Source organism: Nocardia carnea, assembly GCF_029868325.1.
Lineage (GTDB): Bacteria > Actinomycetota > Actinomycetes > Mycobacteriales > Mycobacteriaceae > Nocardia > Nocardia carnea_C.
Genome location: NZ_JARWNW010000303.1, coordinates 1 through 15683, shown reverse-complemented (window position 1 = coordinate 15683; position 15683 = coordinate 1). Strand labels below are relative to the sequence as shown.

22 protein-coding genes are annotated in these 15683 nt (G+C 67.4%); 16 read left to right on the top strand and 6 right to left on the bottom strand.

The window, feature by feature from the left end; all coding sequences use genetic code 11:
• Positions 1-62 precede the first annotated feature (62 nt).
• The 4 genes from QH196_RS29480 to catC all read left to right on the top strand — a co-directional run bounded on the left by QH196_RS29480 (position 63) and on the right by catC (position 3216).
• Positions 63-683: a response regulator transcription factor gene (locus QH196_RS29480; RefSeq protein ID WP_280419119.1), complete on the top strand. Its 621-nt coding sequence runs from the start codon at positions 63-65 to the stop codon at positions 681-683.
• 223 nt (positions 684-906) lie between these two features.
• Positions 907-1755, top strand: a complete 849-nt coding sequence (gene catA / locus QH196_RS29475) for a catechol 1,2-dioxygenase (protein WP_280419118.1) — start codon at positions 907-909, stop codon at positions 1753-1755.
• Positions 1756-1783: 28 nt separating this feature from the next.
• Positions 1784-2905 carry a muconate/chloromuconate family cycloisomerase gene (locus QH196_RS29470; protein WP_280419117.1) on the top strand — a complete coding sequence of 374 codons (1122 nt, stop codon included), beginning with the start codon at positions 1784-1786 and terminating at the stop codon, positions 2903-2905.
• An 11-nt stretch (positions 2906-2916) separates the two neighbouring features.
• Entirely contained in the window at positions 2917-3216 is a 300-nt protein-coding gene (catC, locus tag QH196_RS29465) for a muconolactone Delta-isomerase (protein WP_280419116.1), read from the top strand.
• Positions 3217-3318: 102 nt separating this feature from the next.
• Here catC and QH196_RS29460 read toward each other — a convergent pair whose 3' ends face one another.
• Positions 3319-3879 (bottom strand): flavin reductase family protein, encoded by a 561-nt coding sequence (locus QH196_RS29460; protein ID WP_280419115.1) that lies wholly within the window; start codon positions 3877-3879, stop codon positions 3319-3321.
• 76 nt (positions 3880-3955) lie between these two features.
• A complete protein-coding gene (locus QH196_RS29455; RefSeq protein ID WP_062976475.1) occupies positions 3956-4186 on the bottom strand; it encodes a hypothetical protein in 231 nt (76 codons plus the stop codon).
• A gap of 208 nt (positions 4187-4394) precedes the next feature.
• Between QH196_RS29455 and QH196_RS29450 the strand changes: the two genes are divergently transcribed.
• From QH196_RS29450 to QH196_RS29405, 10 genes are all read left to right on the top strand, one after another.
• Positions 4395-4961: an RNA polymerase sigma factor gene (locus tag QH196_RS29450; RefSeq protein WP_280419114.1), complete on the top strand. Its 567-nt coding sequence runs from the start codon at positions 4395-4397 to the stop codon at positions 4959-4961.
• Positions 4952-5560: an Asp23/Gls24 family envelope stress response protein gene (locus tag QH196_RS29445; RefSeq protein ID WP_280419113.1), complete on the top strand. Its 609-nt coding sequence runs from the start codon at positions 4952-4954 to the stop codon at positions 5558-5560. Before QH196_RS29450 ends, QH196_RS29445 begins: the two co-directional genes overlap by 10 nt.
• A complete protein-coding gene (locus tag QH196_RS29440) occupies positions 5557-5925 on the top strand; it encodes an Asp23/Gls24 family envelope stress response protein (RefSeq protein ID WP_280419112.1) in 369 nt (122 codons plus the stop codon). The genes QH196_RS29445 and QH196_RS29440 overlap by 4 nt, the downstream gene beginning before the upstream one ends.
• On the top strand, positions 5925-6254 hold the full coding sequence (locus tag QH196_RS29435) for a hypothetical protein (RefSeq protein ID WP_280419111.1): 330 nt from the start codon (positions 5925-5927) through the stop codon (positions 6252-6254). The genes QH196_RS29440 and QH196_RS29435 overlap by 1 nt, the downstream gene beginning before the upstream one ends.
• Positions 6255-6320: 66 nt before the next feature.
• On the top strand, positions 6321-6809 hold the full coding sequence (locus QH196_RS29430) for an Asp23/Gls24 family envelope stress response protein (RefSeq protein WP_280419110.1): 489 nt from the start codon (positions 6321-6323) through the stop codon (positions 6807-6809).
• Positions 6810-6840: 31 nt separating this feature from the next.
• Entirely contained in the window at positions 6841-7032 is a 192-nt protein-coding gene (locus QH196_RS29425) for a hypothetical protein (protein ID WP_280419109.1), read from the top strand.
• On the top strand, positions 7029-7349 hold the full coding sequence (locus tag QH196_RS29420; RefSeq protein WP_280419108.1) for an Asp23/Gls24 family envelope stress response protein: 321 nt from the start codon (positions 7029-7031) through the stop codon (positions 7347-7349). Before QH196_RS29425 ends, QH196_RS29420 begins: the two co-directional genes overlap by 4 nt.
• Entirely contained in the window at positions 7346-7918 is a 573-nt protein-coding gene (locus QH196_RS29415; RefSeq protein WP_280419107.1) for a DUF6286 domain-containing protein, read from the top strand. The genes QH196_RS29420 and QH196_RS29415 overlap by 4 nt, the downstream gene beginning before the upstream one ends.
• 93 nt (positions 7919-8011) lie before the next feature.
• Positions 8012-8587, top strand: coding sequence for an alkaline shock response membrane anchor protein AmaP (locus QH196_RS29410; RefSeq protein WP_280419106.1), 576 nt, complete (start codon positions 8012-8014; stop codon positions 8585-8587).
• A 122-nt stretch (positions 8588-8709) separates the two neighbouring features.
• Positions 8710-10686, top strand: coding sequence for a neutral/alkaline ceramidase (locus QH196_RS29405; protein ID WP_280419105.1), 1977 nt, complete (start codon positions 8710-8712; stop codon positions 10684-10686).
• On the opposite strand, the gene QH196_RS29400 is transcribed toward QH196_RS29405, so the two are convergent.
• Complete coding sequence (locus QH196_RS29400; protein ID WP_280419104.1) at positions 10674-11618, bottom strand: NADP-dependent oxidoreductase; 945 nt, start codon at positions 11616-11618, stop codon at positions 10674-10676. The two genes, QH196_RS29405 and QH196_RS29400, sit on opposite strands and share 13 nt — an antisense overlap.
• A gap of 34 nt (positions 11619-11652) precedes the next feature.
• Entirely contained in the window at positions 11653-12216 is a 564-nt protein-coding gene (locus QH196_RS29395; protein ID WP_280419103.1) for a nuclear transport factor 2 family protein, read from the bottom strand.
• Between the two features lie 295 nt (positions 12217-12511).
• Here QH196_RS29395 and QH196_RS29390 point away from each other — a divergent pair, with 295 nt between their 5' ends.
• Both QH196_RS29390 and QH196_RS29385 read left to right on the top strand, forming a co-directional pair.
• Positions 12512-13030, top strand: a complete 519-nt coding sequence (locus QH196_RS29390) for a DUF4232 domain-containing protein (RefSeq protein ID WP_280419102.1) — start codon at positions 12512-12514, stop codon at positions 13028-13030.
• 45 nt (positions 13031-13075) lie between these two features.
• Positions 13076-13519: a hypothetical protein gene (locus QH196_RS29385; protein ID WP_280419101.1), complete on the top strand. Its 444-nt coding sequence runs from the start codon at positions 13076-13078 to the stop codon at positions 13517-13519.
• An 89-nt stretch (positions 13520-13608) separates the two neighbouring features.
• Here the strand turns inward: QH196_RS29385 and QH196_RS29380 are convergent, their stop codons facing one another.
• Positions 13609-14904 carry a Fic family protein gene (locus QH196_RS29380; RefSeq protein WP_280419100.1) on the bottom strand — a complete coding sequence of 432 codons (1296 nt, stop codon included), beginning with the start codon at positions 14902-14904 and terminating at the stop codon, positions 13609-13611.
• A 255-nt stretch (positions 14905-15159) separates the two neighbouring features.
• A partial coding sequence (locus tag QH196_RS29370) for a TerD family protein (protein ID WP_348538118.1) occupies positions 15160-15683 on the bottom strand: 524 nt, incomplete at its 5' end.

The window sequence follows — 15683 nt, the reverse complement described above, 5'->3', positions numbered from 1 at the left end:
TATGCCCGCCGGGTCGCCGAACGGCAGGGCCGGAGACAGGCGCCGCAGTAGAATCGTCGTGCATGAGCAGCGAGTCCTCCCCCGTCGTCCATATCGTCGACGACGACGAGGACCTGCGCCGATCGCTGGCATTCCTGCTACAGAGCGTGGGAATCGACGCGCTGACCTATGCCACCGCGACCTCCTTTCTCGAGGAGGCCGATCTGGACGAGCCCGGTGTCGTCATCGTCGATGTCCGCATGCCCGGGTTGAGCGGATTCCAATTGCAGGAAGAGCTCAACCACCGGGACTATCCGGCGCCGGTGATCTTCTGTTCGGCGCACGGCGATATTCCCATGTCGGTCCGCGCCTTGCGGGCGGGCGCGGTCGATTTCCTGGAGAAACCCTACGAGCCGCAACGCATGCTCGAGGTGGTGCAGGAACAGTTGCGCGTCGCCGCCGCAGCCTTCGCCGAGCGCGCCGAACGGTTGCGGGTGCAGGAGCGGCTGGCAGGTCTCACGCCACGCGAGCGTGAGGTGCTGCATCTGGTGATCGAGGGCCGTTCCAGCCAGCAGATCGCCAGCCGCCTGGGCACCAGCGTCAAAACCGTCGACGTGCACCGTGCCCGGATCAAGGCGAAAACAGACGCCGAGAGCCTGGGCACCCTCGTACGCGACATCCTCGCCTACCGCGTGCCTATCTGACCCGGTCCGGACACCGGCCGAATCCGGCAACGTCACCACACACGCGTTCGCCGCGGCACAGACGCGCGCTGCACTCGGATTCCCCGGCCTGGTTCCCGGCGGGGTGGACGTGATGCAGGCGTTCGCCCCGGCGACCCCGCCGGACGGGTCACGCACCGGTCCGGCGATCGAAATCAATCCCTTCTACCCCTCCTATTTCCCTGATTCTCTCCGAGGAGCACAAATGACCACCACCGAACCCGTATCCCCCACCGCGCTCGGCTCGGGCACCGCCGCCACCGACAAGTTCAAGGGCGCGCGGGCCACCGCCGACACCTCGCCGGAACGCCTGGCCGCCATCGCCCGCGACGCCCTGACCGCGCTACACCAGGTGATCCTGGATCACGGTGTCACCTATCCCGAATACCGGGTGTTCAAGCAGTGGCTCATCGACGTAGGCGAGGGCGGCGAATGGCCGCTGTTCCTGGACGTGTTCATCGAACATGCGGTGGAGGAGGTGCTGGCGCGTAGCCGCCGCGGCACCAAGGGCAGTATCGAAGGCCCCTACTACGTCCCCGGCGCACCCGAACTGCCGGCCGAATGCGAACTGCCGATGCGCGCCGAGGACCGCGCACAGACCCCGCTGATCTTCGCGGGCCAGGTCACCGACCTCGACGGTAACGGCCTCGGCGACGCGAAAGTGGAACTGTGGCATGCCGACGCCGACGGCTACTACTCCCAGTTCGCCCCGCACCTGCCGGAATGGAATCTCCGCGGCACCATCATCACCGACGCGGACGGCCACTACTCGATCCGCACGATTCAGCCGGCGCCGTACCAGATCCCGACCGACGGCCCCACCGGCGCGTTCATCGAAGCGCAGAACGGGCATCCCTGGCGGCCGGCGCATCTGCACCTCATCGTCTCGGCCCCTGGCCGGGAATCGGTGACCACGCAGCTGTACTTCCGGGGCGGGGAATGGATCGACAGCGATGTCGCCTCGGCCACCAAACCCGAACTGATCCTGGACCCGGTCACCGGCGACGACGGTATCAACCGCGTCACCTACAACTTCGCGCTCGATCCCGCCTGATCTGCTGCGCCCCGAGAAAGGGACCCCGATGCCGGACCTGTCGATCGTCTCGGTCGAAACCACCATCCTGGATGTGCCACTGATCCGCCCGCACAAATTCGCCACCACGTCGATGGACGCCCAGCCGCTGCTTCTCGTCGCGGTCACCACCGGCGACGGTGTGACCGGATACGGCGAAGGTGTGGTGCCCGGCGGCCCCTGGTGGGGCGGGGAATCGGTGGAAACGATGCAGGCCGTCGTCGAACGCTATATGGCCCCGATCCTGATCGGACGCCGCGTCGACGACATCACCGCCATCATGGCCGATATCGAGCGGGTCGTGACCGCGGCCCGCTTCGCCAAAGCCGCGGTCGATATCGCGCTGCACGACGCCTGGGCGCGCTGCCTCGGCGTCCCGGTACACACCCTGCTGGGCGGGGCGTTCCGGACCAGCGTGGACGTCACCTGGGCGCTGGGGTCGGCACCGGTCGAGGAGATCATCGCCGAAGCGCAGGAGAAGATCGAGACCCGTCAGCACTTCAGCTTCAAACTCAAGATGGGCGCCCTCGACCCGGCCACCGACACCGAGCGAGTGCTACGAGTGACCGAAGCCCTCGCCGGGCAGGCCGGCGTCCGGGTGGACGTCAACGCCCGCTGGGACCGGCTCACCGCGCTGCGCCATCTTCCCGAATTGGCCGACGGCGGGGTCGAGCTGATCGAACAACCCACCCCCGGTGAGCAACTGGAAGTCCTGGCGGAACTCAACGCCCTGTTGCCGATCCCGGTGATGGCCGACGAGAGCGTGCACACCCCGCACGACGCCCTGGATATCGCCCGCCGCGGCGCCGCCGACGTCCTCGCGGTCAAAACCACCAAATGCGGTGGCCTGCGCCGCAGCCGAGAGGTCGTCGCCGTCGCCCGCGCCGCGGGCCTGGCCTGCCACGGCGCCACCTCCATCGAAGGCCCGATCGGCACCGCCGCCTCTCTCCACTTCGCCTGCGCCGAACCCGGAATCGACTTCGGCACCGAACTCTTCGGCCCGCTGCTGTTCAGCGCAGAACTACTCCAGGAACCACTGCGCTACACCGACGGGCAGGTCCACCTGCCCACCGGGCCGGGCCTGGGAGTCGAACTGAACATGGACGCCGTCGCACGGTGGACCCGGAACTAGGAACGGAACTCATGCAGCTCTACCACGTCCGGATGGACGTCGATATCCCCCGCGACCTCGACGCGGCCGTACGCGCCGACACCGTCGCCCGCGAGAAGAAGTACTCACAGGAACTCCAGCACGCCGGAAAATGGGTACACATCTGGCGCATCGTCGGCCAGTACAGCAATATCAGCATCTTCGCCGTCGACTCCCCCGACGAGCTCCACGAAATCCTGTGGAATCTGCCGCTGTTCCCCTACATGACGATCGAAATCCAGCCCCTTACGACCCACCCCTCCTCGATCCGGCCCGCGGCCCAGCGGGTCTGACCACACCGTATCCCGGGCTGTCACGGACCGTTGCCGAGTAATCGGGCGATCAAGCCTCCGGGATATCGGTCCCGGAGGCTGCCCGCGCGATCTTCTCCGTGTTCACCCCTCGCAGCGGAAATCACCCGGCCATTTCTCGTGCGGGATGCGGGCGATCTCGAGTACCCGGCCTATCGTCGACCATTCGTTCCTGCCCAGCCGGGCGAGCGGGCGCAGTCGCTCGATCGCGGGCAAACTGTTACCGCGGGCATCGGTGTGCAGAACGCCGGTATCGATCGCCGCGTGCACGACCCGGCCGATCACCACGGTCGAATCGCCGAGCTCGAGCGTCTGCTCGAGGCGGCACTCCAGCGCGACCGGCGATTCCGCGACCCGCGGCGGCGCCACGGTTGCGCTCCGCTCCGGCGTCAAACCCACCTCGGTGAATTCCGACAACTCGGCAAAGAAATCCGTGCCCGTGGCGTTGACCCGCTCGAACATCGGCTCGGTGGCCAGGCATACGACGAACTCACCGGTGTCGAGCACGTTGCGCAGCGAATCCTTCCGGCCCGGCCTGGCGCAGGGCAGTGACCCGGTCGGCTGGGGGCAACGGCCGCGGTTCTCATCCGAAACGTGTGAAGACCCACCGCGGGCCGCGCCGTAGCGTTCGGCCCGCCTGTCCACACCGGGCCGTGCCGTACTACATCGACGCGAGGAGTCACGATGGCCGCGACCTTGTCCGTCCACGGCGGCGGGACCGTTATCGCCCCGTCCGCAGGATCCTCGACACTGCCACCAGTCCCACACCGATACCGGCCGTGGCGGCGACCGTGGCCACCAGTGAATGCGTCAGCATGGCGATTCCCGCGGCGAACAGCAGGCACATGGCCAGTGCCAGCAGTGCGGTCACCCATTCCATCCCGGCAATCCGGACGGTCCGGCCGTACCGGGGTGCCGGACGTTCGACATTCGGGACACTACGGCGATCCATGGGCACAACCCTCCGTGTCGTTCCGTTTCGTGAAAGGCACACGGTCATAACGACCCGATCGCCCGGTGAACCGCACGGAACTCACCGGGTGACAACGGTCACACGACGCGCCCGGCCTTTTAGCGGCCACGCCACGAAAATTCTTCGGCAATCGGCGTGACGATCTCCCGGCCGCGGTGTCCTACCCATGAGCGGTGGAGGAGGTGAGATGACCACGATCGAATCGGCACCGGCGGCAGGTCCCGACGACGCCACCCTGGTGAGCCGGGCCCGCGAGGGCGACGTCCGCGCCTACGAGGTCTTGGTGGTGCGCTACCAGGCCCGGATGTTCCGCCTGGCGTCGAAGATGCTGGCCGATCGTGGTGAGGCCGAGGATGTGGTCCAGGAGGTTTTCCTGAAGGCATGGCGGCGCCTGAATCAGCTCACCGACGACGGCGCGTTCGTCGGCTGGATGTATCGGATGACGACCAACCGCTGCCTGAACGTGATCCGCACCCGGCGGCCACACGCCGAACTCGACCCCGAATCCACCGAATCGGCGCGTACGGATACCCAGCCCGAGCACGCGGTACAGGTGAGCACACAACTCGCCGCCCTGAACGCGGCGCTACAGGAACTGACGCCCGAACAACGTGCGTGCTGGTTGCTGCGTGAAGTGGACGGACTCGCCTACGACGAGATCGCGTCGATCATCGGAGTGAGCAGTACCGCAGTCCGTGGACGTATCGCGCGGGCGCGCGCCCAACTGTCCGAGGTGATGACGCCATGGCGGTGAACGAAACAACCGAGCGCAACCATCTCCTGCCGTGCGGGCGGGACCTGGAACAGGTGTGGCAGCACCTCGACGAGGGGGACGCCGACGCGCACGAAGCTACCTGTCCGCACTGCCGGGCCGCCCGGGAAAGCCTGCTGGCACTGCGGGCGGCGACCCGGGAGCTGATCGACGAACCCGAAGAACCGCCACCGGACCTGCTCGGACGCATCATGTCGGCGGTACGCGCCGACGCGCGGCGGGGTCGGATGCTGGAGCTGCCGACCCCGCATACCGGCGGGATCGAGGTGAGCGAGCAGGCGATAGCGGTGATCGTGCGGTATGCGGCCGATTCCGTGCCCGGGGTCCGCGCACGGAATTGCCGGGTACGGCAGACCCGGGCCGAGTCCGGCAGCCCGGGGCCGGTGGATGTGGAGTTGACGATCGCCGTGCCGTTCGGCCCGGTCACGCTGGACGAGGTGTTACCGGATGTGCGCGCCCGGGTCGCCGCGGCGCTACCCGACCGCATCGGCACGACGTTGCGCAGACTCGACATCCACGTGGGTGATCTCTACGAGCCGCCCCCCGGGACCGGACCGGACGGATCGGAGGGACCGAAATGACCAGCGGAAAGCTCTCGATGGTCGTTGCGCCTCCGGTGATCGCTGCGGTTGCCGCCCGCGCCGCCACCGGCACGCCGGGTGTCGCACGACTGGAGCCGGGAGTGCGCGGCCTACTGGCCGTACTCACTCGCGCGGGCAGGCAGCGCTGGACCGATGCCGATCCCGCGCCCACCGAAGGGGTGCGCGTGCGGGTTACCGGCGCGGGACTGATCGTGCACGTCGATATCGCCGTCCGGTCGAAGGGACCGGCCGCCGAGGTCGGCCGCGCGGTGCAGGAACAGGTGGCCCGCGAAGTGGACGAGCAGACCGGACAACCAGTGGACGCGGTCTACGTGCACATCCTCGATATCGAACCGGAGCTGTGATGGCCGACGAGCAGATCATCGACCGTATCCTCGGCGCGCTGGAGAGTGCGCCCGGCCTCCGGCCGGCCGCGCCCCTCATAGGCGATAAGGAGTCCTGGCCTTGGGACACCCGGAAGTACGCCGTCGATCTCGACGCGGAGGTGATCGAGGTACGCCTCGTATCCGCAGCCCTGCCGCTGCCGCCACTGCTGAAACGGGCCGGGGAAGCCATCCGCACAGCACTGTCCGGCACCCGATGGGAACCGGCCGAGCTACGGCTCGTGGTCACCGAACTCGATACGGCAGCGGTCGCCGGGGAAGGAGCCGATCAACTCGGCGCCGGAGCGTGACATCCGCCCGATTCCGGTGTCGAACAAACGAAGCCCGTGAATTCCGAGGAGATCAGGAGGAAAAAGATGACCGCTCCGACCGATGAGAAGACCGGCAACGACACCGGTGGCCGCGGCGCCGACAAGGCGGCCGGAACAACGGCACGTAAAGCCAACCCGCTGGTGACCGACCAGGGCACCACCACCATCGCCGATATCGTCGTGGAGAAGGTGGCCGGGCTGGCGGCGCGCGAGGTCCGCGGTGTACACGACCTCGGTGGCGGCACCGCCCGGGCGCTCGGCGCGTTGCGGGAACGGATCCCCGGCGCCTCGGCCAGCACCGGTCAAGGCGTCTCGGTGGAAGTGGGCGAAACCCAGGCAGCAGTCGATCTGCAGATCGTCGTCGAGTACGGGGTGGCGATCGCCGAGGTCGCCCGGCTGGTGCGGCGCAATGTGATCACCGCGATCGAGCAGATGACCGGACTCGAGGTCGTCGAGGTGAATATCAACGTCAACGACGTTTTCATCCCCGGTGACGACGACGAGCCCGAAACCGAGACCGGCCGGGTGCAATGAGCCGGGCCGCCGTAGCGGAGAGGAGCACACGGTGAATGCCACATCGATAGGTCTGGCGATCGGTCTCGCGCTCGGTTTCGCCGCCGCCTTCGGCGGTTTCGGTGCATTCCTGATCGTGCTGGTATTCGCGGCCCTCGGGCTGCTGGCCGGCCGGTGGCTCGACGGTGAACTCGACCTGGGCGCGGTGCTGCGATCGGGACAGCAGAACAGGAGCCGGCGGTGACCGCGGTGAGCACCGACCTCCCTGGGGTGACCACGGTCAGTAACCGGGCCGTCCGCCGGATCGCCGCGCAGGCCGCCCGGGAGGTTCCCGGAGTCGCCGGAACGGTGCAGGTCGACGCCGATATCTCCGGGGATCGGACCGCCCTCGAAATCCGGCTTCCGGTGCGCTATCCGGAGCCGGTGGGCCGGGTCACCGATATCTGCCGTGATCATCTGCTGCGGCGCACCCAGGAATTGACCGGGCTCGATGTCTCCCGGGTCGATATCGTGGTGACCGAACTGGCCGCCACGGCGACACCGGCCGGGAGAGTGCGGTGATCCGTAGATCACGGCGCACGCTACCCGCCGTCCTGGTCGCGCTGGTATTGATCGCCGGTTGCGGCGCGGTCATCGTCTCGCTGGCGCAACGCTGGGCCGGTGCGTCCGAATATCTCTCCTACGACACTGTCGCGCGCGAACTGCACGCGACCGGCTGGGGCGAGTGGCCGGTCGCGGTCGCCGCTGCCGTGCTGCTCGTCGCGGGCGCGGCGCTGCTGGTGACGGCGATACTGCCCGGCCGGCCCAGGGTGCTGCCGTTGCGCGCCGATGACGGTATGGACGCCGGGGTGCCCGCCGGTGAACTTCGGGCATTGCTGCGCGGCGACGCGAAAACAGTGGACGGCGTGAACTCGGCGCGGATCACCCTCCGCCGTGGTGCGGCCCGAGCCGTCGTCGATACCGATCTCCACCGTGGGCATACGGAGATCGCGGACGAGGTCTGTGCCGTCCTGAGCAACCGGGTCCAGGAACTCGGCCGGCCGGTAGGGCGTGTGCAGGTACGGGTGAAAGGCCCCGGGAAGGTATCCGGCGGCCGGCGGGCCACCGCGCTCGCCACGCCGGCCTCGTGAACAGCCCGTTGTCACCACAAGCGACCGAGCAGGTGACACCGGAACCGCAGGGCCGTGAGTCTTCGACAACAGATCCTGAATGGGAGAGTCCGGATGACCTATGCGAATCGCCCGGCACGACTGAATCGCATACTGCTCGCGTTACTCGGGATCGCGCTGCTGGCCGCCGGCGCGTTCGCCCTCGCCGCCTACTCCGGATGGCCGGGCTGGGTGGACCCGGACACACCTCTGGTTCCGGGGACCGCGGCCCCACCGGACTGGGTGTTCTGGCTCGTGATCACGGGCGCCACGGTGCTGGGCCTGCTCTGCCTGCGCTGGCTGGTGGCGCAGCTGTTCCGGATGCCGAGACCGGTGTCGTGGCGGGTGGAAGCCGACGGGTCTGCCGGACGGACGCTGTTGTCGTCACGGACTGCGGCAACCGCGGTGGCCGCCGATATCGAGTCCTACAGTGAGGTACACACAGCGCATGCGTGGCTGGCGGGCCACCGCGCGACCCCCGAGCTCCATCTGGCGGTCACCGCCGAGCCCGGCGCCGATATCGCTCGGCTGCGCGACCGGATCCACGATGAAGCAGTAGCACGACTGCGCCGAGCCCTCGACGTGGGCGAACTGCCGATACGGCTGGAATTGGGTTTCGCCGACGCCGGGCAGCGCGCCCGGTTGCGGTGATCGTCGCGGCGAACCCGTCGGCCGCGCAAGGCAATACCGGTGTCGTCCTTGCTAGTTTGTCTGTGCAATGAAACCGGTCCACCGCGGCGGACCGATTCCCCACAGGGCAGAAGTTGAGGTCGATGCCGGAAACGAAATATTCGACCGACCGCCATCTGGTCGGACGTGCCATTGCCGACATCACCGGTGAACCGGTCGAAGCCGGCATGCTCGGCTACGGCAAGGCAGATCAGAAAACCACCGGGATACACCTGCGGCTACGGGCCCGCGCTTTCGTCTTCGTGGATCCGATCGTCGAGAAGCGGGTGCTGCTGGTCGTGGCCGAGCTGCCGCTGATCTTCTCCAGCATCACCCAGGAGGTGCTGCGCCGCCTGGCACAGCGATTCGGCGACACCTACACCGAGTCCAACGTGATGATCACCGCGACCCACACCCACTGCGGCCCCGGTGGCTATTCGCATCACCGGCTGTACAACCGCCCGGACGGGTTCCGGCCCCGGACCTTCGCGGCGATCGTCGACGGCATCGTCCAAGCGGTGGAGCGGGCGCACGACGATATCGCACCGGCCACCCTGCGCCTGGTCCACGGCGAGTTGCACGAGGCCAGCGTCAATCGCTCACGGGCGGCGTTCGACCTGAATCCGGACGAGGACAAGGATTTCTTCCCGGAAGCCGTCGACCCCCAGACGACGCTGCTGCGTGTAGACCGCGACGGTGAACCGGTGGGCGCGGTCAACTGGTTCGCCACCCACGGCACGTCGATGACCAACCGGAACACGTTGATCAGCGGCGACAACAAGGGATACGCGGCTTACCACTGGGAGCGCGTGGTCGAGGGCGTGAACTACCTGGTCGATCCGGACCCCGATTTCGTCGCGGCCTTCGCGCAGACCAACAGCGGTGATATGTCACCCAACCTGGACGGCAAACCCGGGCACGGACCCACCGGCGACGAACGCGAGAACACCCGGCTCCTCGGCCTGCGCCAATACGAGGCCGCGGCGAAGCTCGCTGCGGGCTATATGCCGCGGATGGCCGGCAGTATCGATTACCGCTTCCTGCATGTCGACCTGTCCGCGGTGACGGTGTCCGAGGAGTTCACCGGCGACGGTCGCGAGCACCGCACCGGCCGACCGGCCGGGGGCGCGGCCGCCTTCGCCGGTGCGGAATACGACGGGCCGACGCAGTGGAAAACATTCCGCGAAGGCCGTAATCCGGGCTGGGATTTCCTGTCGCGGATGACGTACCTGTTCGCACCCGGCTTGCGGGATGCGCAGGCGCCCAAGGCGATCGTCGCCCCGGGGGCACTGCTCAACCGGTCCAAGCCATACGTCCAGGAGATCGTACCGGTCCAGCTGTTCCGGATCGCCGAACTGTATCTGCTCGGTATTCCGGGTGAAGTGACGATCGCCGCCGGCCTGCGGTTACGGCGCACGGTAGCGACCGCCCTCGGCGTCGAACTGGCCAACGTCCTGATCGCCGGATACAGCAACGCCTATTTCCACTACGTCACGACCCCCGAGGAGTACACCGCACAGCGTTACGAGGGTGCGAGCACTCTGTTCGGCCGGTGGCAGTTGCCGGCCCTGCAGCAGATCGCGGCGCAACTCGCGACCGCGCTGCACGACGAGAGCACCGTCCCCTCCGCACCCGCGGCACCCGACCTGTCGGACCTGTGGCAATCCGCGAAAACCGAGCCGCCACCGGACTTCCCGCCGGTGGGCCAGAACTTCGGCGATGTACTCACCGAACCGGCCCCGGAGTACCGCGCCGGAGAGCGGGTCAGTGTCGAATTCGCCGGCGCGCATCCCAACCACGACCTGCACCGCGGCAGTACCTACCTCCTGGTGCAGCGGTACAACGGCGAGCGCTGGCGCACGATCGCCGACGACGGCGACTGGGAAACCACCTTCGAATGGACCGCCGGCCCAGCCCAGAGTTCGCGTATCACCATCGGCTGGCACAGCCCCGCCGACGCGGAACCCGGCAGCTACCGGATCCGGTACTTCGGTGACGCCGTGAAACCCGGTAGCGACCCTGTCCCCATCAGCGGAACCTCACCCGAGTTCCGGATCCACGACGCCGATCACGACACCTGACGATCCCGCCACGGCGTGAGTACGAGCTTGCCGCGTACTCGCCCGGTTTCACTCAGCCGATGGCTTTCCCGTACCTCGTCCAGGCGCAGGGCACGGTCGACGTGGACGCGCACCCGTCCCTCGGCGACCGATGTTCCGATATCGGCCAGCAGGGCCGGCGACGGGCGGCCGGTGATCCGCCGGTAGCGGGGATCGCCCTCGGCGTCGGATTCCTGCACCGTGAGGTAGCGGCCGTTGTCCGGTAGCACCAACAACGATCGTTGGCCGTAGGCACCGCCGACCAGGTCCAGCACCACATCGACCGGGCCGATGGCCGCCGTGAAATCGGTTGTCGTGTAGTCGATCACCTCGGCTGCGCCGAGCTCGCGCAGGAACCGGTGGTTGCTCGTGCGCGCGGTGCCGATGACATGTGCACCGCGCTGTTCGGCGAACTGCACGGCGAAATGCCCGACACCACCGGCGGCGGCGTGCACTAGGACGGTCTCCCCCGGTTTCGGATCCGCCGCGTCCACTGCCTGCCGGGCCGTGAGTGCGGCGGTGGGCAGGGCAGCTGCCACCACGTGGTCCACGCCGGGCGGCCGGGATGCGAGTGCGTCCGCTCGTGCGATCACGAACTCGCTGTAGGTTCCGGTTCGGCTGTGAATCATTCCGAAAACATGGTCACCCGGGTGCATTCCGTCGACTCCGGCGCCGGTTTCTACGATCGTGCCGGAGATATCGAAACCGAGCGTGAACGGCGGGTCGCCGAGAAAACGCACCCGGCCCCTCCGGAGTTTGCAGTCGACCGGATTCACCGCGGTGGCGCCGAGCCGGAGGAGGACTTCCCCACGCCCGGGGATCGGTACGGGAGCCTGCACAGCGTCCAGCACTTCCGGGCCCCCGAAACGCTGCTGACTCACGATCCGCATGGCTTCCTGCACTTCCCGGCTCATACGTGGTCCATGAACAGCCGCGTTCGCACCCGGGTCACCAGCGCGCCGGCGCCGGGATGTCCACGGACAGCGGGCGCCGGTAGGACAGATCGGATTCATCCCGGGTACCGACGGGATAGCCGGCCTTCTTGAAGAAGCTCGATTGCAGAACCGACGCGTCCGCGGCGAACATCGTCTCGACGGTCGAGCGCCGTACCGCTATGCGCCATTGCTCCTCGCGCCGTTCGAGCCGGTCGAGGTAGCGGCCGGCGATCACCTGGGCGCTGCGGCCGTCGAGTCCGAGCAGTACGACCAGAACGTAGCTCTCCGCGTGCGCGGTATCGCCGTCGATCTCGCAGGTATGGGTCGTGATGTGGTGGGTGTGTACGCGGGAGGTCGCCGCATGGGTTCCGTTGGCCCACTCGGCGTAACCGGGGCCCGGGTTCACGGCGGCACCGTGTTCGTCGACACCATCGTGGTGGTAGGCGGCGGTGACGAGATCGGGGTCGTGACGGTCACAACCGCGCGCATGGCCCGCGACACAGTCGAGGATCGCGGTCCGGTCCATGAGGTACCGGACGTCTCGCTGTAGCGCTTCCAGATCCTTGCCGTCGGTCATATTTCTCCTCGATAACACGTGCCGAGCGGGTGCTTCGACGCATCCCGCATACCGGAATCCCTCGCCACGAGGGCATCGGCGTCCGAACCGCTCACCAGGAACCTGCTCGGCACCTTCGAGCAGTATCTGGGTCCGCACCACCCGGCCGGACGGAAACCGGGAAAATCCCGCCCACTGCCACTGCACCCACCGGGCCGATGCGCTCGCCGTCGGCATCCAGAGCTGCTGCTCCCGCCCATTCCGGCAATATTTCTGTTCGAATGGTCCGGTGATATCTCGTGATACGAAAGGAACTATGACTTCGACGAAGTGGCGGGCCGCCGGCACGGCCGGTGCCGCGATCGCCGCCCTGGCCGCGATGATGATCCCGGCGGCGACCAGCGCGGCAGCGCCGACGCTGTGCACCGCTCGGACATTGGACCTGAGCACCCGCGAGCGACCGTCCGACACACCCGGCCAGGCCCGGATGGAGGTCGTGCTGACCAACACCTCCGCGCAGGCCTGCGCGGTACAGGGGTTCCCGGGCGTCGCCCTGGTGGGCCCGGAGGATCCCACATTCGGACCGATATACGAATTGCCCCGCCAGGACGTGAATTTCGCACCGGTAGTGGTGGAGCCGGGCTCCGCGGTGAGCAGTGTGCTCACCTACCTTCCGGACGCCCTGGACGGCTGGGTTCCGGCCACACTCGTCGTCACCCCGCCTGATACGACCGATCGGATCGAGGCACCGTGGCCGGCCGGTGTGAGTGTGCAGCGCCAGGACGGCGCCACCCACCCCGGCACCTACATCGGCCCACTGCAACCCGCATCCTGAATGGGACCGGATCCCCGGCGCGTCTCCTGCAGAGAGGAATCGTCAATGCGAAAAGCTCTCCACCCGCTGGTACTCGGCGCGATCACCGCGGCGACACTGCTACCGGCCGCGGCGCCCGCGTGGGGACAGGTCTACGAGACCAACTTCCCGGACGCCTATCACACCGTGTCGCCGGAATGCGCCGGAACGGTACACACCGAGGCGGCGCGCACCCCGTTGCCGACCAATGTCGAAGGCGTGGGTGTGACCGTCTTGTTCACTGCCGACCGTCCGGACCCGTCCTGCTCGATAACGGTGAACGTCTCCTGGCACAACATCGATTCCGGAGCCGGTGGCGAGGAACAGATCACGGTCTCGTCGATGCCCGACCCGGGCGGCCGCTTCCCGGTCGATCATGGTTACGAACGTGTCCTCATAGATTCCGGACCGGGCAATGTATCGGTGACCAGCGATAAGAACCCGGGTGCTCTCACCGTCCCCGTGCAGTGAATCGATCCCACAGCACTCACGATCGATCTTCGCCTTACGGGTGTGCCGCAGTGTGCGTGTGATAGCGCTGTCGCCGACCCGAGCCGCAGTTATTCCGGTGCATCGGTACGCAGTCGACCGAGATGATCTACCGATGGAGCCGGCGGCCCCTGATCAGGTCGCCGATGATCGGTATCCCCGGCCCCGACCCGGTTGGCGCGTTCGGCGAGGGCAGTAAGGCCCAGGTGGGCATCGGCGGTGTAGCACACGATTTTGCCCTTGTGATTCTTCGAGCGGCCGAGGACTCCGGCGTCGGAGAGCTCGGCGAGCGCACGGTGAGCGGCGACGGCCGAGACGTCATACCGGGTGGCGGCCGATTCCGTGGTAACTACTGGGTGTATGGGCAGGTCCGCAAGGATCTTCAGGGCGACCGCGCCCCGACGGGGCAAGGCAGGACTGATGCCCTGCCGGCGACGGTGCTCGACGAGACGTTGCAGAAGTTGCTCGTCGAGCGCGGCCGCGTCCCGAGCCAGCTTCACTCCGGTTTGGGCTGCTTGCTCGGCCGCCTGGGCGAACCCGATGACCCACTCGTCGATCTGTGGTTCCGGATCGCGGTAGGAGGTCAGGCCCGCCAGATAGAGGTCGGTCCGCGCGGCGAACACAGTGCTGATCGGGATCAACGTGTGCCGCAGGGCATCACAGCGCCGCAGCACAGTGTGGATGAGTGCGCGCCCGGTCCGTCCATTGCCGTCGACGAACGGGTGGATCGTCTCGAACTGCGCATGGGCGATCGCTGCCCGCACAACCGGGTTGCCGTGAGTGGCGGTCAGGAACAATGCCAGGTCTGCAACCAGGGCGGGAACCTCGGACTCGGGCGGGGGTACGAAATCGGCTCGCAGTGGGCTCCACCCCGGTCCGCCCACCCAGTTCTGTTCGGTGCGCAGACCGGCCGGTAAGCGGGGCTCGATGGTGTGCTGCAGATCCACGATATCCGGGGTTGTGATGGGCCTGGATCGGTCGGCCAGAGAGTCGATGGCCTGTTCGGTGGCGTGCACGGTGGCCACCACGTCCAGGGCGGTGCGGGTGCCCGATTCCAAGGTTTCGGCGATGGCAAGTTTCTTGGGAGTGATGCGGTTGCCTTCGATCCAGGACGAGGAGATCGATTCCGACCGGATCAGCAGGTGGTTGAGGTAGCTGCCCCGGGGCCCGATCCGTTCGTCGGCCCTCGCCAGCACCGCGAGCGCATCCTCCGCAGCCTGTTGAGCCCCGGGGCCGACCTGCGGTAGATCCACGCCCAGCGGGTCGGGCACATAGGCCCGGTAAGTTCCGGCCTGCCGGTCACGGCGGGCGAGCAGGCCCTCGTCCGAAGGCTGCCACAGCCGCTCCTCGTACCACGCCACGGACACTCCTCAACGTTAAGTATGGTGTCGGTAACCTAACCCTAGAGGATATAAAGTTAATTTTTATGATGTGGTCGCCGTGCACCTGGGCCACCACAATCCACCGATCGACGAACTGGAGCGACGTTTGCGCGCCCCGGCGGCCGGCCCGGCCGCCCACCACCCCCTCGTCCTCGGCGGCGTTCGCTCTGGCAAATCCCGGCACGCCGAACACCGGCCTGGAATACCGGTACGGCTGCGCTGACCGGATCATCGGCACGATCAGGCCAGGTACCCCACCATCTGAGGCACCGCCTCCACCGGATGCTGGGCGTTGATCGAGTCCGCCACCTCACGTAGCTGCCATCCGTGCGCGCCACGAACCAGCACCGCCAGGACGAAACCGCTGGCGGTGTACGGGCTCAGGTCGTGCCGCAGTAGTTCGGCCCCGTTACGAGCATCCACCAACCGGCAGAACGGGTTATCGATTTCGGCGAACGTCTGGCCCGTGTAACACGTGACCAGCAGGGCGATCCGGTCGACGACGGCCGGGATGCGGGTGAAATCGATCGAGATGACCTCGTTGTCGCCCTTGCCGTCGCCGGTGACGCTGTCACCCAGATGCCGTACGGAGCCGTCCCGGGAGGTCAGCTGCTCGTGATAGACCGCATCGACCAGCTGCTGCCCACCGAAGAGCAGCGCCGTCGCGTTCAGATCGATCTCCCGCTGCCGGAACACTCTGCGCTGCGCGGGGTCCCAGCCCAGTCCCATCATCAAGAAGTCGATCCGCTCATTGCCGGCGGTAA